The sequence below is a fragment of the Flagellimonas oceani genome (assembly GCF_011068285.1).
Taxonomy (GTDB): Bacteria; Bacteroidota; Bacteroidia; order Flavobacteriales; family Flavobacteriaceae; genus Flagellimonas; species Flagellimonas oceani.
Map to the genome: position 1 here is coordinate 3650439 of NZ_CP049616.1, position 25403 is coordinate 3675841.

The following is a 25403-nucleotide window of genomic DNA, read 5'->3' on the forward strand; positions in this document are numbered from 1 at the left end:
AGAACCATTGGTTAAACATTTTTAGCAAGATTGGGCAACGAAATAAAATGACCGTTAATGAGGTTTCTTTTTTGGTTTGACCATTTCATTCAATATTTTAAAAATAAGATGGCCACTACAATGTTTGTAAACTTAGTACAAAAAACCAATTCTACAATTATCCCTTTAAAGGTGGAATTGCTTGTTTTCCAAGAAAGCCACTTCTCGATACAATTCTGATTTTATCAGAATTACTCGAAGTGACACTTTTACTTATGATGAAAAATGGTCTTGATTTCCAACTGGGCAAATTTTCTGAACATTTCCATAACGCCACAATACTTTTCCACGGAAAGATCCACTGCTTTTTTGAGCTTTTCCTCGTTTAAGTCAGCTCCCGTAAAATGATATTCGACCACCACGGAATCATAGTGTTTTGGATGCTCATCGGTTAGGTTGGCTATGGTCTCTATTTTGAAATCATCCACTTCCAGTTTCATTTTTTTGATGAGCGAAGCCACGTCCAGACCGGAACACCCTGCCAAACTTGATAACATTAGGGCTTTGGGACGTAAACCTGCTCCAGAACCGCCACTGTCCTCCCCAGCATCGATTCGAACGGTATGTCCGGAAGGGTTGTTGCTTTCAAAGGCCATTTCGCCTAACCATTTGGTTGTCACATGATTTGTCATGATGATTAATTTTTGTTTCTTGTAGGGTTCAAAAATACAATTTATAATCTCAAATATGGCCTTAGTAAACCCCTTGTCGCCCGACCATGATGCAGAAACAAAAGAACTGGCGGAATTCTTTAACGAGACCCTTGGGTTTTGTCCCAATTCCGTGTTGACCATGCAGCACCGGCCAGCTATTTCCAAGGCTTTCATTAACCTTAACAAGGCCGTGATGGCCAATGAGGGACGTGTGACTTCCGCCCTAAAACGTATGATCGCATGGGTGAGCAGTAACGCTACGGGCTGTCGTTACTGCCAAGCACACGCCATTAGGGCGGCAGAACGGTATGGTGCCAATCAGGAACAACTGGACAACATTTGGGAATACCGTACCCACAATGCGTTCTCCGATGCCGAAAAGGCTGCGTTGGATTTTGCCCTGGCCGCTTCGCAAGTACCGAACACCGTTAGCGCCGATATTAAAAAACGATTGCACAAACATTGGAATGATGGTGAGATTGTGGAAATGATGGGGGTCATCTCACTTTTTGGCTATTTGAACCGCTGGAACGATTCCATGGGTACAGCCATAGAAGATGGTGCTGTGGAAAGTGCGGAAAAATATCTGGGCGAGGTAGGCTGGCAAAAAGGGAAACACGATGGGTCTAAATACTAGACGGCATTAATCAAGATTCATCAAAACTCTTTTTCTTAAATCCGGCAACACGTCTTCTTCAAACCATGGGTTTTTGCTCAACCAAAACCGATTTCTTGGCGATGGGTGCGGCAGCACAAAATAGTTGGGAAGATAGTTTTTATAGTTCCTCACTGTTTCGGTTAGATTCTTTTCTCGGGCTTTTTTCAAATAATACGACTGTGCATATTGGCCAATCAAGATGGTCAATTTAAGGTTCGGCATTTGCTCTACCAGAGATCGGTGCCATAAAGGAGCACACTCGGGCCGTGGTGGCAAATCCCCAGATTTTCCTTTGCCCGGATAACAAAACCCCATTGGAATCAGTGCAAAAAGCTTTTCATTGTAAAATTGCTCGTCCGTTACATTGAGCCATTTTCTGAGCTGTTTGCCACTAGGGTCGTCCCACGGAACCCCCGTTTGGTGCACCTTGGTTCCTGGCGCCTGCCCAATAATGACAATTTTTGATGCTGGATGGGCGGCAAGAATGGGTCTGGGCCCCAAGGGCAAATGTTCTTGGCAATGGGTGCAGTTCCGTATTTGGAATAGTAATTCGTCCATCTTGTGATTGGGTCGTAAAGTCGTTTTGAAATTTACAACTATTTCTTGCCACCGACCACAATCACGAATTCGCCTTTCGGTGCCTTTGTGGTAAAATAGGCAATTAGCTCGGCTACAGTCCCTCGAACGGTTTCCTCATACAACTTGGTCAACTCCCGGGATACGGAAACGGGTCGGTCTTCACCAAAATACTCGGCGAAATGGGTCAAGGTTTTAAGGAGTTTGTGGGGCGATTCATAAAAAACCAGCGTTCGCGTTTCTTCGGCCAATTCCAGAAGTCGGGTCTGGCGGCCTTTTTTTAGGGGCAGAAACCCTTCAAAAACAAATCGGTCGTTGGGCAATCCGCTGTTTACCAAAGCCGGTACAAATGCAGTGGCTCCGGGCAAACATTCCACTTCAATATCGTTTTCCACGCAGGCGCGGGTCAATAAAAAACCAGGGTCGGAAATGGCTGGAGTGCCTGCATCGGAAATCAAGGCATAAACGGACCCCTCCTTCATTTTTTGCACCAACGTGTCCACCTGTTTGTGCTCGTTGTGCATGTGATGGCTCTGTAAAGGCGTATTGATCTCGAAATGTTTGAGCAACTTGCCACTGGTCCGGGTATCTTCCGCCAAAACAACATCTACTTCCTTGAGCACCTTGATGGCACGTAGCGTCATGTCCTCCAAATTTCCTATTGGTGTCGGTACTAGATATAACTTTCCCATGAACCAAAGTTAAGGCCTTACAATCAAAATAAAATTGAAAAAATGGATTTATGCGAACCTGCGTTCGATCAAGGCAATAAAACGAGCCTCATACTCTTCTTTTCCTTCCCAATTGTTATACTCGGGTTTCACCATATTGTTGATGAAGGCAACCGAACGCTCTTCGGAATCAATGGTGGTGAGCTGGGAAAGCACACGGGTGTAGTCTTCCATATCGTTGTTGAACAAATGCTTTACGAATGCAAGCTTATCGTTGAGGCCCACCTGAAAATCTTTGGCCAAACGATCATTCAATGATTTTGGCTTGATTGTTTTTGAAGGTGCACTCACGTTCTCATCGGGCGTAACCTCATCTTTGTCGTTCTTCATCAAATTGGGTTTGGCCACGAATTCGGCAAATACCTTTTCCAGATCCATATTGGATGGCATTTCGGAAACAATGTCCTTGATCGTATCCATAGAGGGTGTAGTGATAATATCCTCTTGGTGCGGATTGCTCTCCGGTACCGATGTGTTGCCACTTAAAACTGCATTGGCCATTTTCTCGAACCTTGAGGCTATCACGTTTTGGGATACATCCACCTCTACATCGTTAAGTTTTTCGTCTATGAACTTCAATACGGCCAACTTTTCATAAATCCTTCTGGATTTTTCATACAATCCCGCAAGATCGGTATCCTCCCGTGCTGTTATTATCTCCGTGGACAACTTGATCAACTCTTCCCTCAATTTCCGTATCATAGCTTTTCTTCTTTACTATAAAAATATAACGATTTTGCGAATACCCTATCAACAAAAGGTTAAAATCTTATTGAAAACAGGGGTGCATTTTTTTAGTAGCTTTGTGGTCGTCCCAAAATAACGGGAAAACAAACAATTTCTTTCAAAAATACGGTATGTTTCTCGAAAACACAGTCAACCCTAAGGAACAGTTTGGATGGATCGAGGTGATTTGCGGTTCCATGTTTTCCGGAAAGACCGAAGAACTGATCCGACGATTAAAACGGGCCCAATTCGCCAAGCAAAAAGTGGAAATTTTCAAACCTATTGTGGATACTCGTTACCATGAAGAAATGGTGGTCTCCCACGATTCCAACGAAATCAGGTCCACCCCCGTTCCCGCCGCGGCCAATATTCGGCTTTTGGCGGACGACTGTGATGTGATCGGTATTGACGAAGCCCAATTTTTTGATGATGAAATCGTGACCGTTTGCAACGATTTGGCCAACAAGGGCATTCGCGTAGTGGTCGCAGGCCTGGATATGGACTTTAAAGGGAACCCCTTTGGGCCTATGCCAGCGTTGATGGCCACAGCAGAATACGTGACCAAGGTACACGCCGTTTGCACCCGTACCGGAAATTTGGCCAACTACAGTTTTAGGAAATCCTTGAACGACAATTTAGTGCTGCTAGGTGAAACCGAGGAATATGAACCCTTGAGCAGAGCCGCATTTTATAAGGCCATGTTGCGCGAAAAAATTAAGGGGATCAACGTGGATTCCGAAGAGGTGCTCTCCAAAAAACAAAAACCCAATGAGTAAGGTCGGGGAAACAACTTTGGTCTTGGACCTCGCCGCCCTGGAACACAATTATAACTATTTGCGATCCAAAATAACCCCCGAAACCAAATTTTTGGGCGTTGTTAAAGCGTTCGCCTACGGAAGCGACATGGTGGCCATTGCAAAAAAACTGGAGCAATTGGGCGCCGATTATTTGGCCGTTGCCTATGTTAGCGAAGGAGTTCTGTTACGCAAAACAGGTGTTCAGCTACCGATTTTGGTACTGCACCCCTTGGCTTCCAATTTTGATGATTTAATCGGATACCACTTGGAGCCGAGCATTTATTCCAGGAATATTTTGAATCAATTTATTGAAGCCGCCAAAGAGGGGGAACAAAACAATTACCCTGTTCACATTAAATTCAACACAGGGTTGAACCGTTTGGGTTTTTCTAAAGATGATGTTGAATTGATTGCAGAGGAAACAAAGCGCAGTGGATGCATCAAAATAGTTTCCGCATTTTCGCATTTGGCCGCATCCGAGGATAAAAATGAACAAACCTTCAGCCTGAAGCAAATCGAATCTTTCAAAAATTTGAGCAGCGCCCTTATGGATAGATTGGGCCATGCCCCGATGCGACACATGCTGAACACTTCGGGCATCATCAATTATCCAGAAGCACAGTTTGAGATGGTGCGCAGTGGGATAGGACTCTACGGATATGGTAACCAAGTTGAAATAGATGCTGCTCTCAAGCCGGTGGCCAGCCTTAAAACAGTCATTTCACAGATTCATCAAATTGAAGCCAACGAGTCCGTAGGGTACAATAGGGCGTTTAAATCCAACCACCCCATAAAAAGTGCCACCCTCCCCATTGGACATGCCGATGGTATTGGCCGACAGTACGGAAAGGGCAAAGGTTTTGTGACCATCAATAATAAAAAAGCGCCTATTTTGGGCAATGTTTGCATGGATATGATCATGGTGGATGTTACCAATATTGATTGTAAAGAAGGTGACGAAGCAATTGTGTTCGGCAATGAAAAATCTGCGGAAAAATTTGCGTCCGGGGCAGGTACCATTTCCTACGAAATTCTCACGGCCATATCGCAACGGGTAAAAAGAGTGGTTACGGGGATTTGAATATTATCTTTATTTACTTAATTTGTGTTGGATTAACCAATACTCAACTATAAATGGGATTTTTAAAAGAGTTTAAGGAGTTTGCCATGAAAGGGAACCTGGTGGATATCGCCGTAGGTTTCGTTATGGGCGCCGCTTTTAAAGAAGTGGTTTCATCCTTCACGGGAGGGATAGTCTCTCCGTTGATCGGATTGTTGTTCAACGCAGATTTCAACGACTTGAAATATGTAATTACAGAGGGTACGCCGAATGAGGCAGGTGAAATTGTCGGGGAAATCGCTGTGCTTTACGGCGCATTTTTGACCAATGTCATCGATTTCATCATCGTCGCATTTGTTATGTTCCTTGTAGTGAAGGCCGTAAACAGAATGAAGAAAAAAGAGGAGCCCGCTCCAGAACCTCCAAAGGGTCCGACCCAAGAGGAACTGTTGGCAGAGATCCGCGATTTGTTGAAAAAACAATAAGCGTATCGGTATTTTTCGGTACGACCGCTACATCACAATAACCTTTAAAAACCATCAATGTGTTTTCGCTAACATGTTGATGGTTGTTTTATTTATAACATTTTGTTATTTTTTATTGATTGATGATGAAAAAGCTTGTTTAACTCGCTGACTGAAGTACCTTTGCGACAAGAAATAATTTTATAATGAAAGTAGCAGTTGTTGGTGCCACCGGAATGGTAGGCGAAGTCATGTTGAAAGTATTGGAAGAGCGAAACTTCCCCATTTCAGAATTGTTGTTGGTTGCTTCGGAGCGCTCCGTGGGAAAAAAGCTCACCTATAAAAATGAAGCGCATAGCGTAATCGGTTTGGCCGATGCTGTTGCAGCGCAACCTGATATTGCCATTTTCTCCGCAGGTGGGGACACTTCTTTGGAATGGGCGCCCAAATTTGCCGAGGTGGGCACCACGGTGATCGATAACTCATCCGCTTGGCGTATGGACCCGACCAAAAAATTGGTGGTGCCGGAAATCAACGCCAACGCGTTGACGGCTGATGATAAGATTATAGCCAACCCCAACTGCTCCACCATTCAAATGGTATTGGCCTTGGACCCATTGCACAAAAAATATCAAATGAAACGTGTGGTGGTATCGACTTATCAATCTGTTTCGGGAACCGGGGTGAAAGCGGTGGAACAAATGGAGAACGAAGCCGCTGGAATCGAGGGGGAAATGGCCTATCCTCATCCAATCAACCGAAACGCATTGCCGCATTGCGATGTGTTTTTGGAAAACGGATACACCAAAGAAGAGATGAAGTTGGCCCGTGAGCCACAAAAAATATTGGATGACCGTACGTTTTCGGTAACTGCCACCGCTGTTCGTATTCCAACCGCAGGCGGGCACTCAGAATCCGTGAACGTGGAGTTCCACAACGATTTTGACTTGGCCGAAGTGCGACAATTGCTCAGCGAAACGCCAGGCATCGTGGTGCAGGACAATCCTGAAACCAACACCTATCCGATGCCCGTTTTTGCCAATGGCAAGGACGATGTTTTTGTGGGCAGGATCCGCAGGGACGAAACCCAACCCAATACGCTGAACATGTGGATTGTGGCAGACAACCTCAGAAAAGGGGCTGCTACCAATGCGGTACAGATTGCGGAGTATTTGGTGGAGCACAATTTGGTTTCGAATACTTCTGAGGCAATTTCATAAAAATCGTTAAAGCATTAACTGTAGCCAATAGGTTTGTGTGTTTTGTGTATTTTTATCGGAATCAATCCGAGAAAACATGAAAAACATAAGTCTGTTGGCTGCTTTGGTTTTATTTGCAGCCTGCCAAGAAGAAACCAAAAAAAGAGATCCCATAACTGTGAACTATCCCTCTACCAAAAAAGTTGACACCGTAGATAATTATTTTGGAACCGAAGTTCCCGACCCATACCGTTGGTTGGAGGACGACCGCAGCGAAGAGACCGAAGCTTGGGTAAAAAAGCAAAATTCGGTCACATTTGGGTATTTGGAGAAGATTCCATTTCGAGAAGACCTAAAAAACCGTTTGGAAAAACTCTGGAACTACGAAAAAGTAGGTTCTCCGTTCAAGGAAGGCGACTACACCTATTATTACAAAAACAACGGTCTGCAAAATCAATATGTGGTTTACCGCAAAAAGGACGGCGGCGAAGAAGAAGTCTTTTTGGATCCCAACACATTTTCCGAAGACGGCACCACATCCTTGATGGGGCTCAGTTTTACCAAGGACGGCTCCAAAGCGGCCTACCTTATTTCCGAAGGGGGAAGCGATTGGAGAAAAGGAATCGTCATTGATGCCGAATCCAAGGAAATTGTGGAGGACACCTTGGTGGATATCAAGTTCAGCGGCATCTCTTGGAAAGGAAACGATGGTTTCTTCTATTCCAGCTACGACAAACCTGAGGGAAGCGAACTTTCCGCAAAAACGGACCAACATAAATTATATTACCACAAGTTGGGTACGCCTCAATCAGAAGACAAAATCATCTTTGGGGGCACACCCGAAGAAAAGCACCGCTATGTGGGCGGCTCCGTTTCCGAAGATCAAAAATATCTGTTCATCTCTGCATCCGTTTCCACTTCCGGGAACAAATTGTTTATGATGGATCTATCCAAAGAAAACCCTGAGCTGGTCACTATTTTGGACGATACCGATTCCGACACCTACGTCATCGACAACGATGGTGCTACATTATATTTGGTCACCAATCGTGAAGCGCCCAACAAAAAAGTAGTCGTTGTGGATGCCGCCAATCCTACACCGGAGAATTGGGAAGATTTGATTCCGGAGACCGAAAACGTATTGACCGCGGGAACCGGCGGCGGCTATTTCTTTACAGAATATATGGTGGATGCCATTTCCAAAGTGCTCCAGTATGATTATGACGGAAAGTTGATCCGCGAAGTGGAACTTCCAGGCGTAGGAAGCGCAGGAGGCTTTGGCGGCAAAAAAGAGGACAAGGAGTTCTATTTTTCCTTTACCAATTACAACACCCCAGGCTCATTGTACAAATACAATGTGGAGACGGGTGAGTATGAGCAGTATTGGAAGCCTCAAATCGATTTCAATCCCGATGATTATGAGTCCAAGCAGGTATTTTACAACTCAAAAGATGGCACCAAAGTGCCCATGATCATTACCTATAAAAAAGGAACGGAACTTGACGGTAAAAACCCGACGATTCTCTATGGTTATGGCGGTTTTAATATCAGTTTGACACCTTCTTTCAGCATCGTGAACGCCGTTTGGATGGAGCAAGGCGGTGTGTATGCCGTTCCCAACCTTCGCGGGGGTGGCGAATACGGTAAAAAGTGGCACGATGCCGGAACCAAGCTCAACAAACAGAACGTATTTGATGACTTCATAGCCGCTGCCGAATACTTGATCGACAACAAATACACATCAAAAGAATATTTGGCCATTCGTGGCGGTTCCAATGGCGGTTTGTTGGTCGGGGCCACCATGACCCAACGTCCCGATTTGATGCAAGTGGCATTGCCCGCCGTTGGCGTATTGGATATGCTCCGCTATCACACCTTTACCGCTGGAGCGGGATGGGCCTACGATTACGGAACTTCCGAGGACAATGAGGAAATGTTCGACTACATCAAGGGCTATTCCCCGGTGCACAATGTGAAAGCGGGCACCGAATATCCGGCAACCTTGGTTACCACAGGGGATCACGACGACCGTGTGGTTCCTGCACACAGCTTTAAATTTGCTGCGGAATTACAGGAAAAACAGGCAGGTAATCAGCCTACCCTTATCCGAATCGAGACCAATGCAGGTCACGGAGCGGGAACACCCGTGAGCAAAACCATTGAGCAGTACGCCGATATTTTTGGGTTTACTTTTTATAATATGGGGTATGATGAGCTGCCCAACCAGTCTGTGCTCAAAGAGTTTAAAGATTAAATTTGTTTAGTAGGGCTACGCCTTTAGTAGCCCTTTCTTTCTATGCTAAAAGTCCAGGTAGATTCTTTCGGTTATCGTGACCAAACTATTTTAAAGGACATTTCTTTTGAAGTGGCCCCAGGGGAACACGTGGCTTTGATGGGCGAAAGCGGTTCGGGCAAAAGTACCTTGCTCAAAATCATCTACGGACTGCTTCACGTGGAAGAAGGCTCGGTTTTTTGGGATGATATGGAAGCCCTCGGACCCAACTTTAATCTGGTTCCCGGTGAGCCTTACATGAAATATTTGGCGCAGGATTTTGATTTGATGCCTTTTATTTCCGTGGAAGAAAACGTGGGGCAGTTCCTTTCTGTATTTGAGCGAGAAACACACGAGGAACGCATCAACGAGCTCTTGGATTTGATTGAAATGAAACCTTTTGCCAAAACCAAGGTGAAATACCTCAGCGGAGGACAACAACAACGCGTGGCACTTGCTCGGGTCTTGGCCCAAGAGCCAGAAATTTTGCTGCTGGACGAGCCTTTTGGGCACATTGATAATTTTAAGCGCAACTCGCTACGAAGAAATCTTTTTTTATATCTCAAAAAACAGGGCGTCACAGTACTAACGGCCAGTCACGACCCTAGTGATGTATTGCCTTTCGCAGAACGCACCTTGATTTTGGAGCAGGGACAGATCATTGCCAACGAGAACACTCAAGAACTCTACAAAAGACCGCCCAATTACTATACCGCATCATTGTTTGGGCAGGTGAACAAGGTACCTATGAAGTTGCTGAAATCCTATTCCGAAATTGATCGTTCCATTTTGGTGTATCCGCACGAGTTCAAATTTTCGGATTCATCCGGGCTAAAGGTCGAGGTGATTCACTCTTTTTTTAAAGGAAGTCATCACTTGAACGAAGGGGTTGCCGACGATGGCACCGTTATCTTTTTTAATTCTAATAAAAAGCAGGAAAAAGGAGTGACCATTTTTCTTAATGTATCTTTGGAAACCATCAACAGAAGGCTTCAGGTTGGACAAAAAACAAATACATAGAGAGCTTCAGTTTAAGGCGATGCGGAGTAGCGGAGCTGGCGGACAACACGTGAACAAGGTTTCCTCCAAAGTGGAGCTTACGTTCAACATCCCTGCATCAGAAGGACTATCGGAACGCGAAAAACAGCGGATTCAATTAAAACTCAAATCCAGGTTGACCAACGATGGCGCCATCGTTCTTCAATGTGATGAAGCCCGGAGTCAGCACCGGAACAAGGACCTAGTGGTGAAGCGATTTTTTGAAATATTGAAAAATGCGCTTGTAGTTCCCAAGAAACGAAAACCGACCAAACCGACGAAGTCTTCCAAAGAAAAGCGGTTAAAGTCCAAAAAGATGACCGCGGACAAAAAAGCTTCGCGCAAAAAACCAGATCTGGGCAAATAAGAATTTGATGGTTTTGCATCCTTCAGATCATAAACCCATCAAAAAAATTAAGTCCGAGACATTTCCCATGTATCCAATTTAATATCCTCGCCACAAATGCTTAATTTTCAGTCAAATTATAACTAATTCAAAAAAATGATTTCTAAAACAGCAAACCTCAAAACATTGCTGCTCCTCGCAGTGATGTCTTTGTCCTGCGCTGCATTTTCAGTAGCACAAAATGTTCCCTCCCCAAAAGATGTTCTCGGCTTTGAACTGGGAGATGATTACAAACTGGCCGATTATTCACAAATTGAAGATTACCTGATTAAGCTGGACAATGCTTCCGAACGGGTTAAAATGCAGGAAATCGGGGAAACCGTACTGGGCAGAAAAATGTACATTGTGTTTGTTTCCACCGAAGAAAACCTACGTCAACTTGATAAATGGAAAGACATCAGCACCAAACTTGCAAGGGTGCAGGTCGACGATGATGATGCCGTTCGACTTTCGCAAGAAGGCAAGGCCATTGTTTGGGTGGATGGCGGAATCCACTCCACAGAACTGGCCGGCACCCAAGTAACTCCCGAGTTGGCATACACTTTGGCGACATCCGAATCCGAAGAAGTGAAAAAAATAAGGGAAAATGTGATAACGATCATTATGCCCAACATGAACCCCGATGGCCTCGACATCGTAACAGATTGGTATCGAAAAAACTTGGGAACACCTTATGAAACTTCTCGCCCTCCGATTTTATACCATCATTATGTGGGGCACGACAACAATAGGGATTGGTTTATGAACACTATGCCCGAAACCTATCACGTCACCCAAATTTTATATAACGAGTGGTACCCTCAAATTGTCTTTAATCACCATCAAACCTCACCTTCTTGGACCAAGATTTCCATTCCTCCCTACGCTGACCCGGTAAACCCAAAAATACATCCTGCCATTACTGCAAGTGTCAGCGAAGTCGGTTCTGCCATGTCCAAGCGTTTTTCCATGGAGAACATGCCCGGTGCCATAGCGGATAATTATTACACCATGTTCTGGAACGGTGGGGCACGTACCGTACCATACTACCACAACATGATCGGTATTTTGACCGAAACAGGACATGCTTCCCCCACCCCAAGGTATTACGACCCCGAAAAACTGCCTAAAACAGTCGCCGGAGGAACTCCTACGGATGGCACGGACATTATGTATCCAGACCCTTGGAAGGGTGGCGAATCCCATTTTAGGGATGCCGTGGATTATATGTTGACAGCAACCTGGGCCACTTTGGACCTAGCGGCCGACCGCAAGAGCAATTACCTTTATAATATTTATAAAATGGGTAAGTCAGCCGTGGAAAAAGGAAAGACAGGAGATCTGTTCGCTTATATCATCGATAAGGAGCAATGGGATTCTTTTGAAGCGGTAAACTTGGTAAACGTTTTGCTCCGCGGTGGAATCGAAGTTGAAAAAGCTACCAAAGACTTTACGGTCAATGGTAAAGAATACGAAGAAGGCTCTTATGTCATCTATACCGCCCAAGCCTTTAGACCGTATTTGTTGGATCTGATGGAAAAACAGGATTACCCAACCCGTTTTCAATATCCCGGCGGACCACCTGACACTCCCTACGATCTAGCTGGGTGGACATTGCCGTTGCAAATGGGCATTGATGTGGATAAAATTGCCGAGTCTTTCAATGCACCAACAGAAAAAGTTACAGGGCTTGTAAAACATTATGAAGGCGAAGTAAACAGAAACGGTTCCTTCGGCTATGCGTTGAGTGTTAACAGCAATGCCTCGGTATTGGCCACCAACAAAATATTGAAAGCTGGCGGAACGGCTTACAAAAGCATGGCGGAATTCAAAGCGGGCAAAGTAACACTTCCCGCTGGATCATATATTGTTTCCGGGGACAAAGAAATGGTGGAGTCCTTGGCCGATGAGTACGGACTTGAATTTACAGGATTGTCCGCCAAACCAGAAGTACAGTTGAAGAAAATCCATTTGCCCAAAGTGGGACTCTACAAATCCTGGGTGGCCAATATGGATGAAGGATGGACCCGTTTTGTAATGGACGAATACGAATTTGATATGGACACTTTGCACGATGCCGATATCAAAACCAAAGACTTGTCACAGTATGATGCCATCATCATCCCATCGCAAAGACCAGGTTCCATTTTACATGGACACTCAACTATGGACATGCCCGAAAAATTCACTGGAGGAATTGGGCTGAAGGGTTCCGTAGCTCTGAGCGACTATGTGGAAAATGGTGGGACTCTAATTGCCTTTGACGAGGCCAGTGACTTTGTTATCGAGCAATTTGGATTGCCTTTGCGCGACGCCGTGGCAGGTGCGGACAGCAACGACTTTTTTATTCCTGGATCTTTGATCAAGGCCGGTGTGGACACTTCCCATCCATTGGCATTTGGTATGAAGGATACCGTTGCCGTTTCTTTCAACAGAAGCAGGGCTTTTGCCATTGACAAACAAAGAAAATCCGGCGAAGGCGGTAAAGAAGACATTAAGGATGCACCCACACCCGAAGTTGAGGTAATCGCCACCTATGCCGCCAAAGACCTATTGATGAGCGGTTGGGCCATGGGCGAGGACCGATACATTGCCAAAAAACCTGCGATGGTGAAAGCCAAATACGGAAAAGGCTCGGCCATCTTGTTTGCCTTCCGTCCACAGTTTAGGGCACAACCAAGAGGTACCTATAAATTGATTTTCAATGCAATCTATGAGGGTGCTTCGGAGTAGCAGAAATATATGTATAAAAAGAAAGCCGCATCAAGTTGATGCGGCTTTTTTTATTCCCTCACCCAACACCATTCCAAGGTTTCGGTCTCTTCCAGTTCCTTTTTAAAATCTTCCCCGGTCTCCAAAGCATCGCTCACAGACAATCGGGTAAAGGCACTTAAATCAAAGTTTTGGATGACCTGTTCAATCTGTTCTTTTGCATTTTTTGCACATGATTCCAGAACATACCAATAATTTACAAGAACATATCCATCTTCGGGTACGCCGATACAGGTTTCACGGCCTCCCCAAGACCCCATATTCTTTTGAAACAACCTTAGTGAAATAATAGGAAGGACAGCATCATATCTTTCCTTTTCATTATCGGATGCACTGGTATGTAGTTCCAAATCGATGTTTACAATTTTTTCGAAAGTATCCATGTCAATAAATTTGTTTCTTCGAAACTAACATGGTTTTTCTTAAAAATATGGGGCAATTGATGAATGCCCCTTTTCAATTGATAGATGGGAGCATTGCTAGAGAAAATGGTGCAATTCAAACAAAATCGCTGCCGTAGCAATAAGCGGTCGCCATCAGAATAAAATGTTTGCAGTTTTTTATCAAGATGGCAACATTATTCTATTTGCGCTAAAGCCAATATTTGCAAACGCTATGCCTGGTCTTGGCCTTCCAATTCCCTCGCAATCCAAGAAAAACTGTCCTGAACGGTGGAAAAAACTTGTTCCACCGGAACCAAATCGGGGATGATGTCAATATTTTCAATGAGTTGTTTGGGCTGTTCTCTCAACCCTGTGAAAACCGTTTTTATATTTTTCTTGGACAAGTCGAATATGATGGTCTCCAGGGCGTAAACACCAGACTGGTCTATATGTGGAACCCGGTCCATACGGATGACCAGTACTTTTATATGCTCATCAATATTTTTTACCTGATCCTGAAAGTAGGACGTAAAACCAAAAAACAACGGGCCATTCAAATGTTTGATAAATACTTTGTCCTTATATTTCTCGTAGAAATTCTCTTCATCGACCCAAGGTCTTTCACCATCAAAACCCGCAAGTGTGCCAACTTCCATGCCTTTTTCCCCAATATCGCTGGCGCGTTTCATAAACAACAAGGCCGCCAAGGTTACCCCGACACCAACTGCTTGGATCAAACTGCCAAATGTGGTCCACAATAAAACAATGATCAGCACCACAGAATCTGCCTTGGGCATTATTTTTATATGTTTAAGGCCACGTGTATCGATAATTTTAAACCCAATCGGAATAAGTATTCCCGCAAGCACAGCCAAGGGAATATATGCTGCGAGCGAACTTAATCCCAATAAAACCGCCAAAAGAAATGTGCCGTGCAAGGCTCCTGAAAGCCTTGTTTTACCTCCATTGTTGATGTTTACCACGGTACCCTTTGTTGCGCCCGCACCGGGTATGCCGCCAACCAAGGCCGCCACCATGTTACCAATGCCTTGGCCTATTAGCTCGCGATTGCTGTTGTGCTTGGTTTTGGTCATGTTATCCGCAATTACCGAGGTCAACAGCGAGTCAATGGAACCCAAAACTGCCAAGACCATTCCATATTCCAAAACCATAAAATAGGCTTCGCTATCAATGCTGAAAAGACCATCTATTTGCAATGATGGCAAACCCGATGGAATTTCGCCAATAATAGGAACGGCCCAATTTATAAAATAGGAAAAGATGGAAACTGCAATCAAGGCCACAAGTGCACTGGGTATGGTTTTATTGATTTTTGGAAACACGTAATAAATAATCACCGTCATTGCGCCCAGCACCAAGGCCTGCCAATTAAACTCCGAAAACAATCTCGGTAAATCCGACATTACCTTTATAGTGGATTTTGCCGAATCCAATCCTACGAACGGGAATATTTGCAGGATAATGATGATAAGTCCCACGCCACTCATAAAGCCTGAAATTACAGGGTAGGGAAAATATTTGATGTATCCGGCGATATTGATAAGCCCGAAAATTATCTGTAGCACACCGCCCAATAAAAAACTCAATATAATAATCCCCATGGCATTTTCCAGACTGCCCGTCAAGTCAACGGCGCTGGCCACCAAGGCTGCCGAAACCACCGTCATTGGTCCCGTAGGGCCACTGGCCTGGGTTTTTGTACCTCCAAACAAGGCGGCAAGGATACCAATCGCAATTGCACCATATAAACCTGAAATTGCACCAAGGCCAGATTGTACACCAAAGGCCAATGCCAACGGTAGTGCAACGATTCCTGCCACCAGTCCGCCTGTAATATCTCCTTTTAAGTATTTTGTGTCGTAAAATTTTGCCATGATCGGAAAGGTTCTATTGTAAGATTAATATTCACCGAAAATAACAAATTTCAAAACCAAACCTTGTCCATGTCGTTTTTATCTTAACCCCAACACATTCATTTTTAATTTAATGAACATGAAAATGCGTCTTGGCCACAGGCTTATACCCTTTTGTTTATGTTCTTAAAAACTTTCTGATTTAAGGCGATTCTAAAACTATATACTTTGAAATCCCTGAAGGAATGATTTTCAGACCAGCTGAAAAACCATGTGTTATCTAAAAAGAATCGCTACCGCACCAATAGCGGTTACAATCAAAATAAAGCGTTTGTAATTTTTCTCGTTGATTTTCTTCACCAAGAAGACACCCAAAATCAAACCGACAATAATAGCAGGAAGCAATCTTAGGTTGATCAACAGACTTTGGACGGTAATCGTTTTCCAAATAAAAACATGGAACGGCAATTTGAATAGATTGGTAATGAAGAACAACCAGGCCGCCGTGCCCACAAATTCGTTCTTGGGCAATCGCATCGCCAAAAAGAAAATATTGGTAAATGCGCCGGCCAAATTTCCGATCATGGTACAGATGCCCGCCAAAACACCCATGGAACCGGAGAAGACCCAGTGGGTAGGTACGGTCTGGGATTTTCTTCTGTCCCACCAGATCAGCATTGCCAAACTAATGAATATTACGATCACCATTCCCCATTTAAATTCACGCTCGGGAAGGTCCTTACCGACCAAAACCCCGATGAGGATGCCCAAAATCATCCATGGAATAAACTTAAAAATGTATTTCCATTGGGCATGCCGGTTGTAATAGACCACCGCAAAAATATCCCCAACAATCAGCAGCGGAATAAAAAGCCCCGTTGAAGCTCTTGAGCCAAAGGCCAAGGCCATAAGGGTCACATTAAAAATGGACATGCCCTTGAGCCCTGCTTTGGAGACTCCCATTAAAAAAGCGGCGGTAGCTGCCATGGTCCAAGCGGCAACAGAAATATCCGAGAAAGTTGAAAGAAACATGAGGATTTTTTTGCAGGTTCACAAAAGTAACCCAAAAAAACTATCTTTAACTCCAGCCAAACTAAACAAATGAAACTTGAACTTTTAGATTACATCATCATTTTTGGATTTTTTGCCTTGGTCCTTTTCATTGGGATATATGTTTCCAAAAAATCCGGACAAAATTCAACAGAATACTTTTTATCCGGTAGAAGCATGCCGTGGTGGCTTTTGGGATTGTCCATGGTCGCGACCACTTTTTCCACCGATACGCCCAACTTGGTAACCGATTTGGTCCGCTCCAATGGAGTTTCCGGAAACTGGGGCTGGTGGTGCTTTTTGCTGACAGGGATGTTGACCGTTTTTGTGTATGCCAAACTCTGGAGAAAGTCCAATGTAAAAACAGATCTGGAATTTTATGAACTAAGATACGGAGGGAAGGCAGCAAGCTTTTTGAGAAAGTTCAGGGCCATTTATCTTGGGGTATTGTTCAATGTGATTACCATGGCCTCCGTTACTTTGGCCGCCATAAAGATAGGTGGCGTTATGTTGGGGCTGGAGCCTTGGGTAACCGTGGTAAGTGCAGGCCTGATCACTGTTGTTTTTAGTGCCCTTGGTGGTTTTAAAGGCGTTGTCTATAGTGATTTTTTCCTGTTTTTTATGGCAATGGCCGGAGCAATAGGAGCTGCCTATTATCTGGTCAATTTACCCGAAGTGGGCGGATTGCAAGCTGTTTTGGAGAATGAAAACGTAAAAGATAAATTGAGCATACTACCCGATTTTAGCGATAAAAGAGCTTTGATCACCGCACTGATCATACCGTTGGCGGTACAATGGTGGAGTTCGTGGTACCCCGGAGGGGAACCCGGTGGCGGAGGTTATATCGCACAACGAATGTTGGCGGCAAAAAATGAGAACCATGCTATAGGAGCCACCTTCTTCTTTAATATTATGCACTACGCCTTAAGGCCTTGGCCATGGATTCTAGTCGCTTTGGCATCTTTGGTGGTGTACCCGGACATAGCGAGCATACACGAAGCCTTCCCCAATGTAACGGAAGATAAGTTGGGACATGACCTTGCCTATTCCGCCATGATGACAAAATTGCCAACAGGACTATTAGGTGTAGTAATGGCCTCATTGGTCGCAGCCTATATGTCCACTATTTCTACGCAGTTGAACTGGGGCTCTTCCTATATAGTGTATGATTTTTATAAGCAACAAATAAATCCAGAGGCCACAGAAAAACAAATGGTAAATGTGGGACGGATTTCTACCGTACTGCTAATGGTGTTGAGCGCATTTTTGGCCCTGGCCCTACAGGATGCCATGGGAGTGTTCAACTTGCTTTTATCCTTTGGTGCTGGAACGGGACTCATCTTTATATTAAGGTGGTTCTGGTGGCGAATCAATGCGTGGAGCGAAATTACGGCCATGTTTTCTTCTGGAATCCTAGCCGTTTTATTGGAGACAACTCCCTTGAGAGGTTATTTGTTTGCACCTGAAACAGGAATTTTTCCAGAATGGGCCGATTTGCCATTTATAATGTTAGTGACGACAATTATATGGCTAACGGCCACATTTGTAACCCAACCAGAAAGCAAAGAGGTGCTTCGAAGCTTCTATCTAAAAATTCAACCGGGAGGTCCGGGTTGGGCAAAAGTTGTAGATGAAGCCGAAGCGGAAAATGTGGAAATTGTCAAGACCAACGAAAAGTGGAGCGTACCATCAGGAATTAAAGCGATGCTGTCCGGTGTGGTGTTGATCTACTCCATCATGTTCGCCACAGGATATTGGATTTATGGAAAATATCAACTGGCCATCATTCTTACCATTGTGGTAGCCGTGTCCGCTTTTGTACTATTAAAGGTATGGCAAGGAATGAAGAATGTGTTCTAGGGAACAGGTTAATCTCTTAATTCCAATAATCTGGAAACATATTTTCCAATAACATCAAACTCCAAGTTGATGGTATCGCCTACTTTATAGGTATGGAAACGCGTGTGTTCGTGGGTATAAGGAATAATGGCTACACTAAAACTGTCCTTTTTGGAATCCACAACGGTCAAGCTAACACCATCAACCGTGATGGAACCTTTTTCGATGGTGACATTATTCAGCTTGGGGTCGTATGCAAATGTGTAGACCCAACTCCCATCTTTCTCTTCAACGGATTTGCAGGTAGCCGTTTGGTCCACATGCCCTTGCACGATATGTCCGTCCAAACGGGCACCCATCAACATGGCTCGTTCCAAGTTCACCACTTCACCCACCTTCAATTCTCCCAAATTGGTTTTGCTCAAGGTTTCTTCAATGGCAGTCACGGTATACTTATCGGCATCAATGGAAACCACGGTAAGGCATACCCCATTGTGCGAAACACTCTGGTCTATTTTTAATTCAGAAGTAATTGTAGAGGATACGGTAATGTGAAGATTTCCTCCCTCTTTTTCCAGCTTTTCAACTTTCCCCAAAGTCTCTATGATTCCTGTGAACATGTGTCTTATTAATTGACTAGTTTTGTAATGCAAAAGTAGCCATATCGGCATTCATTTTATGAAGGAAAATCAAAAAATACGATTGGGGATCTCCATAGGGGACATTAACGGAATTGGGTGCGAAGTAGCACTCAAAACATTTGAAGATGCAAGAATGTTGGACTTTTGCACACCTGTACTATTTGCATCCAACAAGATTGTTTCACAACAGATCAAAGATTTTGGGCTGGACATCAAGTTCAATGGCGTCCGGGATGCCGAGCAGGCCTTGGAAGGGAAAGTCAATATTGTCAATGTTGGGAAAGATGCCCCCAACGTGGAATACGGCCAGGCCACAAAGGAGGCCGGTGAATTCGCCATTAGATCCCTGAGGTTTGCAGTAAATGCCCTAAAAGAGAATAAAATCGATGTTTTGGTCACGGCACCCATCAACAAAAACAATATACAATCCGAGGATTTTAAGTTTCCAGGGCATACCGATTTTCTGGCCCAAGAACTCAAGGGGGAAAGCCTTATGTTTATGGTTACAGATGAGTTAAGGGTGGGTTTGCTCACCGATCATATTGCCGTAAAGGATGTGGCCAAGGCCATAACCCCAAAACTTATCCGTAACAAGGTCGCCACCATGGAAGAATCCCTAAAAATGGATTTTGGCATCCGCAAGCCCAAAATTGCTTTGTTGGGCATTAATCCGCACAGCGGGGACAACGGCACCATTGGGGAAGAGGACGATAAAATTTTGAAACCGACCATACAAGAGTTGTTCAACAAAGGGACCTTGGTCTACGGGCCCTATTCGGCCGACAGCTTTTTTGGTTCGGATAACCATAAAAATTTCGATGCCATACTAGCGGCATACCACGATCAAGGATTGATTCCGTTCAAGACCCTTTCCTTTGGCAAGGGCGTGAATTACACCGCGGGGCTGGACAAAGTCCGAACCTCTCCCGATCACGGTACCGCCTACGAAATTGCAGGTAAGGGCAAAGCAGATGAAAGCTCTTTTAAAGAAGCGGTTTTTACTGCCATTCAGGTATTTAAAAACAGGACCGAGTATCTAAAACTTACCGAAAACCCCCTGAAAAAGCAGAAAATTAGGCGCGGAGGGTAAAAAATTATATTCATTTTGGATATTTGTTGTGGCAAGAATTGCAGTTTTGTAAATTAGTAGTATCTTTGCACCCGCCTTTAAAGGCTGGTACACAAACCTTAAGTGTAGAAATGATGAAGCTGAAAGAGTTTAATATCCCTTTTTCAGGTCTGAAGTTGGGAAAACATAACTTTGTGTACGAAATTGATGATGCGTTCTTTGAATCTTTTGACTACCAAGAATTTAACGGAGCTTCCGTAAAAATTGATGCCGTTTTAGATAAAATGAGCACCATGATGGAACTTCAGATCGAAGCGGAGGGAACCATAAATGTGGATTGTGATTTGACGGGCGAACCTTTTGACCAGCCTATCGATTCCAATTTAAAACTAGTCGTCAAATTTGGCGATGAGTATAATGATGAGGATGACGAAATATTGATCATTCCACATGGCGAGCACCAATTCAATATTGCACAGTACATATACGAAATGTTGGTACTGGCCGTCCCACAGAAAAGGGTTCATCCCGGAGTGGAAGATGGCACATTGCAATCCGAAATCTTGGACAAGCTCGAAGAGCTACAGCCAAAAGAGAATACAAAACCATCAGAAGACACAGACCCCAGGTGGGACGATTTAAAAAAGTTACTAACGGATAAATAGGTTTATAATGGCACATCCTAAAAGAAAAATATCAAAAACCAGAAGGGACAAAAGAAGAACCCACTACAAAGCAGTTGCGCCAACAATTGCCAAGGACTCAACAACAGGTGAAATGCACTTGTTCCACAGAGCTCACTGGCACGAAGGCAAATTGTACTATAGAGGTCAGGTTTTGATTGACAAAACAGAAGAGGAAACAGCGGCATAAACGCAAACACCTTAAAACAAAGCAACTCCCGTTCAATTAATAACGGGAGTTTTTTTATGGGCCCACGTTAACACCCAAAAACGATTAAATTTGCCCATAAAGTCATATAAAATGACTAATTTTCACCGCTTTTGGGTCAAATTTGATTCTTTTTGACAATAAAGAGAGGCTAAAATGAAGAAAACAACGGCAGCAATAACAGCTGTAGGAGGATATGTTCCCGATTTTGTACTTTCCAATAAAGTACTGGAAACCATGGTAGATACCAACGATGAATGGATAACTACCCGAACCGGAATCAAGGAACGTAGGATCTTAAAAGAAGAGAACGCGGGAACATCTTTTATGGCAATCAGGGCCGCAAAAGACCTGCTTCAAAAAAGAGGCATTGAAGCTTCCGAAATAGATTTTGTACTTGTAGCGACCGCAACCCCCGATTTGCCCGTAGCATCCACCGCTGCATATGTGGCTTCGGAAATTGGTGCGGTGAACGCTTTCGCCTACGACTTGCAGGCTGCCTGCTCCAGCTTTTTGTACGGGATGTCCACCGCAGCCAGCTATATAGAGTCCGGCAGATATAAAAAAGTATTGGTCATTGGGGCAGATAAAATGTCGTCCATCATAGATTATACGGATAGAACCACATGTATTATTTTTGGTGACGGGGCCGGCGCGGTTCTTTTTGAGCCCAATGAAGAAGGGTTGGGACTTCAGGATGAATATCTCCGCTCCGACGGTATTGGCCGACAATTTTTAAAAATCGATGCAGGCGGATCTATTCTGCCCGCTTCCGAGGAAACCGTGAAGAACAAACAACATTATGTTTATCAAGATGGTAAATCCGTTTTTAAATTTGCGGTATCCAATATGGCAGATGTATCGGCACTGATCATGGAACGGAACAACTTGACGAAGGATGATGTACAGTGGTTGGCGCCACACCAGGCCAACAAACGTATCATTGATGCCACCGCCAATAGAATGGGCGTGGAGGCGGATAAAGTATTGATCAATATAGACCGTTACGGAAATACGACCTCCGCAACACTGCCCTTGTTGTTGTACGACTTCGAGAAGCAGTTGAAAAAAGGAGACAACATAATTTTTGCCGCCTTTGGAGGTGGTTTTACATGGGGTTCCATTTATTTAAAATGGGCCTATAACTCATAATCACGCAACTAACAAATTATATTCCATGGACATTAAGGAAATTCAAAGTTTAATCAAGTTTGTCGCCAAATCAGGTGCCAGCGAGGTGAAGCTGGAAATGGAGGATATCAAAATCACCATTCGAACGGGAAGCGCCGGTTCAGGTTCGCCAGAAACCACAATTGTTCAACAGATTCCTGTGCCCCAAACGGCGGCAGCTCCTGCGGCCCAGGCACCGGCAGCAGCACAAGAAACCGCTGCACCAGCACCATCCGAACCTAAAAAAGCGGATGATGATTCAAAATACATTACCATTAAATCTCCTATCATAGGAACCTTTTATAGAAAGCCTTCGCCGGACAAACCGGCATTTGTGGAGGTAGGTACTTCCATCAACAAAGGAGATGTTCTTTGTGTGATAGAAGCAATGAAGCTTTTCAACGATATCGAATCAGAAGTTTCAGGTAAGATTGTAAAGATTTTGGTTGACGATTCCTCTCCTGTTGAGTTCGACCAACCCTTATTCTTGGTAGACCCGTCGTAGTGAATTTTAAATGATAGATTTTGGGCCGCCAACCCGCAGCCCAGAACCATTTAAGATTTAGAATTCCTAACTAAAGATTGTGTTCTATGTTTAAAAAAGTATTGATTGCAAATAGGGGCGAAATTGCCTTGCGGATCATAAGAACCTGCAAGGAAATGGGCATTAAAACAGTCGCTGTTTACTCCAAAGCGGACGAGGAGAGCCTCCATGTCCGTTTTGCGGACGAAGCGGTTTGTATCGGCCCTGCACCCAGTAGCGAATCTTATCTTAAGATTCCAAATATTATAGCCGCAGCGGAAATCACCAACGCCGATGCCATTCACCCAGGGTACGGATTTTTATCCGAAAACTCCAAGTTCTCCAAAATATGTGCCGAGCACGACATCAAATTTATTGGTGCATCCGGTGATCAGATAGACAAAATGGGTGACAAGGCAACTGCCAAAGAAACCATGAGAAAGGCCGGTGTACCCACCGTTCCAGGTTCCCAAGGTCTTCTTAAGGACGTTGATCACGCCAAAAAGGAAGCCAAAAAAATGGGCTACCCCGTTATGATCAAAGCTACCGCTGGTGGTGGTGGAAAGGGAATGCGTGCCATCTGGTCCGAGGACCAAATGGAAAAAAGCTTCAATAGTGCTGTTACCGAGGCGACCGCCGCTTTTGGAAACGGCGGAATGTATATGGAAAAGTTGATCGAGGAGCCACGCCATATCGAGATCCAAGTAGTTGGTGATCAATATGGAAAGGCCTGTCACCTATCCGAAAGGGATTGTTCCGTACAGCGTAGGCACCAAAAGCTTACCGAGGAGACCCCTTCCCCTTTTATGACGGACAAACTCCGTGAAGATATGGGAAAGGCCGCTGTTAAAGCCGCCGAGTACATTAAATACGAAGGAGCGGGAACCATAGAATTTTTGGTGGACAAACACCGAAATTTCTACTTTATGGAGATGAACACCCGAATTCAGGTAGAGCACCCGATCACAGAGCAGGTCGTGGATTACGATTTGATCCGTGAGCAAATTTTGGTTGCCGGTGGCGTACCGATTTCTGGTAAAAACTACTATCCTAAACTACACTCCATCGAATGTAGGATCAACGCGGAAGATCCCTATAACGACTTTAGGCCTTCTCCCGGCAAGATTACAACCTTGCACACTCCGGGTGGCCATGGTGTTCGTTTGGACACCCATGTGTACAGTGGTTATATGATTCCTCCGAATTATGATTCCATGATCGCCAAGTTGATTACCACCGCGCAAACAAGGGAAGAGGCCATCAACAAAATGAGAAGGGCCTTGGACGAGTTTGTAATCGAAGGTGTGAAGACGACCATTCCATTTCACCGTCAATTGATGGATCATCCGGATTATTTGGCCGGTAACTATACCACCAAATTCATGGAGGATTTTAAAATGGACCCAAAATATAAAGAAGAACATTAATCAAAGCCCCGAATTTATCGGGGCTTTTCTTTTTATGCAGCTAAGTTATTGGGAATATAAAAGTTGGTTCTCCGATGTGGATTTTACAATTATCGGCAGTGGTATTGTCGGTATCAATTGTGCCATACGTCTCAAGGAAAAATATCCCAAGAGCAACATCCTGATATTGGAAAAAGGCAGCTTGCCGCAGGGAGCAAGCACAAAAAACGCAGGTTTTGCTTGTTTTGGAAGCGCCTCCGAAATTTTGTCCGATCTAGAGCACCATTCAGAGGAAGAAGTGGTGAAACTCGTTGAAAAGCGATGGCATGGCATTCAGCGATTACGTGGCCTATTGGGGGACGAAGCAATAGACTTTCAAATGCATGGAAGCCACGAACTCTTCCCTTTGTACAAACCTGAGCTCTACGAAAAATGCAGGGAATCCATTTCTTATCTTAATAGTTTGATGGCGCCTATTTTCGGGGAACATCCTTTCCTTAGTTCTGGAAATCGGTTCGGTTTTGGCCATATCCAAGAAAAATATATCAGCCACCAATTTGAAGGACAGTTGGACACCGGCAAAATGATGCGTTCCCTGATTCAAAAATGTGTATCCATGGAAATACCCATCCTAAATGGAGTGATGGTCCATGAGATTTTAGAATCCAATGGTGGTGGAATCATCAAAACGACCGACTTCGAGTTTATATCCAAAAAAATATTTGTGGCCACCAATGGATTTGCTTCGAAACTATTGAAATCAGAAACCGTAAAACCGGCCAGGGCCCAAGTCTTGGTTACGGAACCCATCAAAAATCTACATATAAAAGGCACATTCCATTTTGATGAGGGTTATTACTATTTCCGAAATGTTGGTGATAGAATTTTGTTTGGCGGCGGAAGAAATCTTGATTTTGACACCGAGGAAACCACCGAATTTGGGGAAACACAAATCATCCAAGCTAAGCTTGAAGCATTGCTCCGTAATATGATTTTGCCCAAACAAACCGTAAAAATTGAGCGAAGGTGGAGCGGCATCATGGGTGTCGGCACCCAAAAGTCGCCCATAGTAAAAGAGATTTCCAACTCCGTTTACTGTGGTGTCCGTTTGGGCGGTATGGGCGTGGCCCTTGGCAGTCTTGTGGGCAAGGAATTGGCCGATATGGCTTAGCAAAGTTCAAGTTTCA

The 25403-nt window shown here is 44.3% G+C and carries 25 protein-coding genes; 17 read left to right on the top strand and 8 right to left on the bottom strand.

What is annotated here, in order from left to right:
* Window positions 1–248: 248 nt before the first annotated feature.
* Window positions 249–671: an OsmC family protein gene (locus GVT53_RS16545; RefSeq protein WP_166249595.1), complete on the bottom strand. Its 423-nt coding sequence runs from the start codon at window positions 669–671 to the stop codon at window positions 249–251.
* Window positions 672–726: 55 nt separating this feature from the next.
* Here GVT53_RS16545 and GVT53_RS16550 point away from each other — a divergent pair, with 55 nt between their 5' ends.
* Window positions 727–1329 (top strand): carboxymuconolactone decarboxylase family protein, encoded by a 603-nt coding sequence (locus GVT53_RS16550; RefSeq protein ID WP_166249596.1) that lies wholly within the window; start codon window positions 727–729, stop codon window positions 1327–1329.
* A 6-nt stretch (window positions 1330–1335) separates the two neighbouring features.
* Here GVT53_RS16550 and GVT53_RS16555 read toward each other — a convergent pair whose 3' ends face one another.
* From GVT53_RS16555 to GVT53_RS16565, 3 genes are read right to left on the bottom strand one after another with little or no spacing between them, the layout of a single operon-like run.
* The gene (locus GVT53_RS16555) at window positions 1336–1908 is read right to left on the bottom strand and encodes a uracil-DNA glycosylase family protein (RefSeq protein WP_166249597.1); all 573 of its coding nucleotides are present in this window, start codon (window positions 1906–1908) and stop codon (window positions 1336–1338) included.
* Window positions 1909–1946: 38 nt separating this feature from the next.
* Complete coding sequence (gene rsmI, locus GVT53_RS16560) at window positions 1947–2618, bottom strand: 16S rRNA (cytidine(1402)-2'-O)-methyltransferase (protein ID WP_166249598.1); 672 nt, start codon at window positions 2616–2618, stop codon at window positions 1947–1949.
* 48 nt (window positions 2619–2666) lie between these two features.
* A complete protein-coding gene (locus tag GVT53_RS16565; protein ID WP_166249599.1) occupies window positions 2667–3359 on the bottom strand; it encodes a hypothetical protein in 693 nt (230 codons plus the stop codon).
* A gap of 155 nt (window positions 3360–3514) precedes the next feature.
* Between GVT53_RS16565 and GVT53_RS16570 the strand changes: the two genes are divergently transcribed.
* The 8 genes from GVT53_RS16570 (at window position 3515) to GVT53_RS16605 (ending at window position 13331) form a co-directional block, all read left to right on the top strand.
* On the top strand, window positions 3515–4159 hold the full coding sequence (locus GVT53_RS16570; protein ID WP_166249600.1) for a thymidine kinase: 645 nt from the start codon (window positions 3515–3517) through the stop codon (window positions 4157–4159).
* Window positions 4152–5261: an alanine racemase gene (gene alr / locus GVT53_RS16575; RefSeq protein ID WP_166249601.1), complete on the top strand. Its 1110-nt coding sequence runs from the start codon at window positions 4152–4154 to the stop codon at window positions 5259–5261. The genes GVT53_RS16570 and alr overlap by 8 nt, the downstream gene beginning before the upstream one ends.
* A gap of 53 nt (window positions 5262–5314) precedes the next feature.
* A complete protein-coding gene (gene mscL / locus GVT53_RS16580) occupies window positions 5315–5725 on the top strand; it encodes a large-conductance mechanosensitive channel protein MscL (protein WP_166249602.1) in 411 nt (136 codons plus the stop codon).
* Window positions 5726–5910: 185 nt separating this feature from the next.
* The gene (locus GVT53_RS16585) at window positions 5911–6924 is read left to right on the top strand and encodes an aspartate-semialdehyde dehydrogenase (RefSeq protein ID WP_166249603.1); all 1014 of its coding nucleotides are present in this window, start codon (window positions 5911–5913) and stop codon (window positions 6922–6924) included.
* A 76-nt stretch (window positions 6925–7000) separates the two neighbouring features.
* Window positions 7001–9157, top strand: a complete 2157-nt coding sequence (locus GVT53_RS16590) for a prolyl oligopeptidase family serine peptidase (RefSeq protein ID WP_166249604.1) — start codon at window positions 7001–7003, stop codon at window positions 9155–9157.
* A 42-nt stretch (window positions 9158–9199) separates the two neighbouring features.
* Window positions 9200–10195, top strand: coding sequence for an ABC transporter ATP-binding protein (locus GVT53_RS16595; RefSeq protein ID WP_166249605.1), 996 nt, complete (start codon window positions 9200–9202; stop codon window positions 10193–10195).
* Window positions 10173–10580 (top strand): alternative ribosome rescue aminoacyl-tRNA hydrolase ArfB, encoded by a 408-nt coding sequence (gene arfB / locus GVT53_RS16600; protein ID WP_166249606.1) that lies wholly within the window; start codon window positions 10173–10175, stop codon window positions 10578–10580. The genes GVT53_RS16595 and arfB overlap by 23 nt, the downstream gene beginning before the upstream one ends.
* A 135-nt stretch (window positions 10581–10715) precedes the next feature.
* Window positions 10716–13331, top strand: a complete 2616-nt coding sequence (locus tag GVT53_RS16605) for a M14 family metallopeptidase (protein WP_166249607.1) — start codon at window positions 10716–10718, stop codon at window positions 13329–13331.
* Between the two features lie 50 nt (window positions 13332–13381).
* Here the strand turns inward: GVT53_RS16605 and GVT53_RS16610 are convergent, their stop codons facing one another.
* The 3 genes from GVT53_RS16610 to GVT53_RS16620 form a co-directional block, all read right to left on the bottom strand.
* A complete protein-coding gene (locus tag GVT53_RS16610; RefSeq protein WP_166249608.1) occupies window positions 13382–13753 on the bottom strand; it encodes a hypothetical protein in 372 nt (123 codons plus the stop codon).
* Window positions 13754–13983: 230 nt separating this feature from the next.
* On the bottom strand, window positions 13984–15648 hold the full coding sequence (locus tag GVT53_RS16615; RefSeq protein WP_166249609.1) for a SulP family inorganic anion transporter: 1665 nt from the start codon (window positions 15646–15648) through the stop codon (window positions 13984–13986).
* A 255-nt stretch (window positions 15649–15903) separates the two neighbouring features.
* Window positions 15904–16659 carry a sulfite exporter TauE/SafE family protein gene (locus GVT53_RS16620; protein ID WP_166249610.1) on the bottom strand — a complete coding sequence of 252 codons (756 nt, stop codon included), beginning with the start codon at window positions 16657–16659 and terminating at the stop codon, window positions 15904–15906.
* Window positions 16660–16728: 69 nt separating this feature from the next.
* On the opposite strand from GVT53_RS16620, the gene GVT53_RS16625 reads away from it, so the two are divergent.
* Window positions 16729–18537 carry a sodium:solute symporter family protein gene (locus tag GVT53_RS16625; protein WP_166249611.1) on the top strand — a complete coding sequence of 603 codons (1809 nt, stop codon included), beginning with the start codon at window positions 16729–16731 and terminating at the stop codon, window positions 18535–18537.
* Window positions 18538–18545: 8 nt separating this feature from the next.
* Here the strand turns inward: GVT53_RS16625 and GVT53_RS16630 are convergent, their stop codons facing one another.
* Window positions 18546–19136 carry a riboflavin synthase gene (locus GVT53_RS16630; RefSeq protein ID WP_166249612.1) on the bottom strand — a complete coding sequence of 197 codons (591 nt, stop codon included), beginning with the start codon at window positions 19134–19136 and terminating at the stop codon, window positions 18546–18548.
* A 58-nt stretch (window positions 19137–19194) separates the two neighbouring features.
* Here GVT53_RS16630 and pdxA point away from each other — a divergent pair, with 58 nt between their 5' ends.
* From pdxA to GVT53_RS16665, 7 genes are all read left to right on the top strand, one after another.
* The gene (gene pdxA / locus GVT53_RS16635) at window positions 19195–20247 is read left to right on the top strand and encodes a 4-hydroxythreonine-4-phosphate dehydrogenase PdxA (RefSeq protein ID WP_166249613.1); all 1053 of its coding nucleotides are present in this window, start codon (window positions 19195–19197) and stop codon (window positions 20245–20247) included.
* 110 nt (window positions 20248–20357) lie between these two features.
* Window positions 20358–20891 (top strand): YceD family protein, encoded by a 534-nt coding sequence (locus GVT53_RS16640; protein ID WP_166249614.1) that lies wholly within the window; start codon window positions 20358–20360, stop codon window positions 20889–20891.
* A gap of 7 nt (window positions 20892–20898) precedes the next feature.
* Window positions 20899–21099, top strand: a complete 201-nt coding sequence (rpmF, locus tag GVT53_RS16645; RefSeq protein WP_100816683.1) for a 50S ribosomal protein L32 — start codon at window positions 20899–20901, stop codon at window positions 21097–21099.
* 174 nt (window positions 21100–21273) lie between these two features.
* Window positions 21274–22269, top strand: coding sequence for a beta-ketoacyl-ACP synthase III (locus tag GVT53_RS16650; RefSeq protein ID WP_166249615.1), 996 nt, complete (start codon window positions 21274–21276; stop codon window positions 22267–22269).
* A gap of 25 nt (window positions 22270–22294) precedes the next feature.
* Window positions 22295–22792 carry an acetyl-CoA carboxylase biotin carboxyl carrier protein gene (gene accB, locus GVT53_RS16655; RefSeq protein ID WP_166249616.1) on the top strand — a complete coding sequence of 166 codons (498 nt, stop codon included), beginning with the start codon at window positions 22295–22297 and terminating at the stop codon, window positions 22790–22792.
* A gap of 86 nt (window positions 22793–22878) precedes the next feature.
* Window positions 22879–24237, top strand: a complete 1359-nt coding sequence (accC, locus tag GVT53_RS16660; RefSeq protein WP_166249617.1) for an acetyl-CoA carboxylase biotin carboxylase subunit — start codon at window positions 22879–22881, stop codon at window positions 24235–24237.
* A gap of 34 nt (window positions 24238–24271) precedes the next feature.
* Window positions 24272–25387, top strand: coding sequence for an NAD(P)/FAD-dependent oxidoreductase (locus tag GVT53_RS16665; RefSeq protein WP_166249618.1), 1116 nt, complete (start codon window positions 24272–24274; stop codon window positions 25385–25387).
* Window positions 25388–25403: the final 16 nt, after the last annotated feature.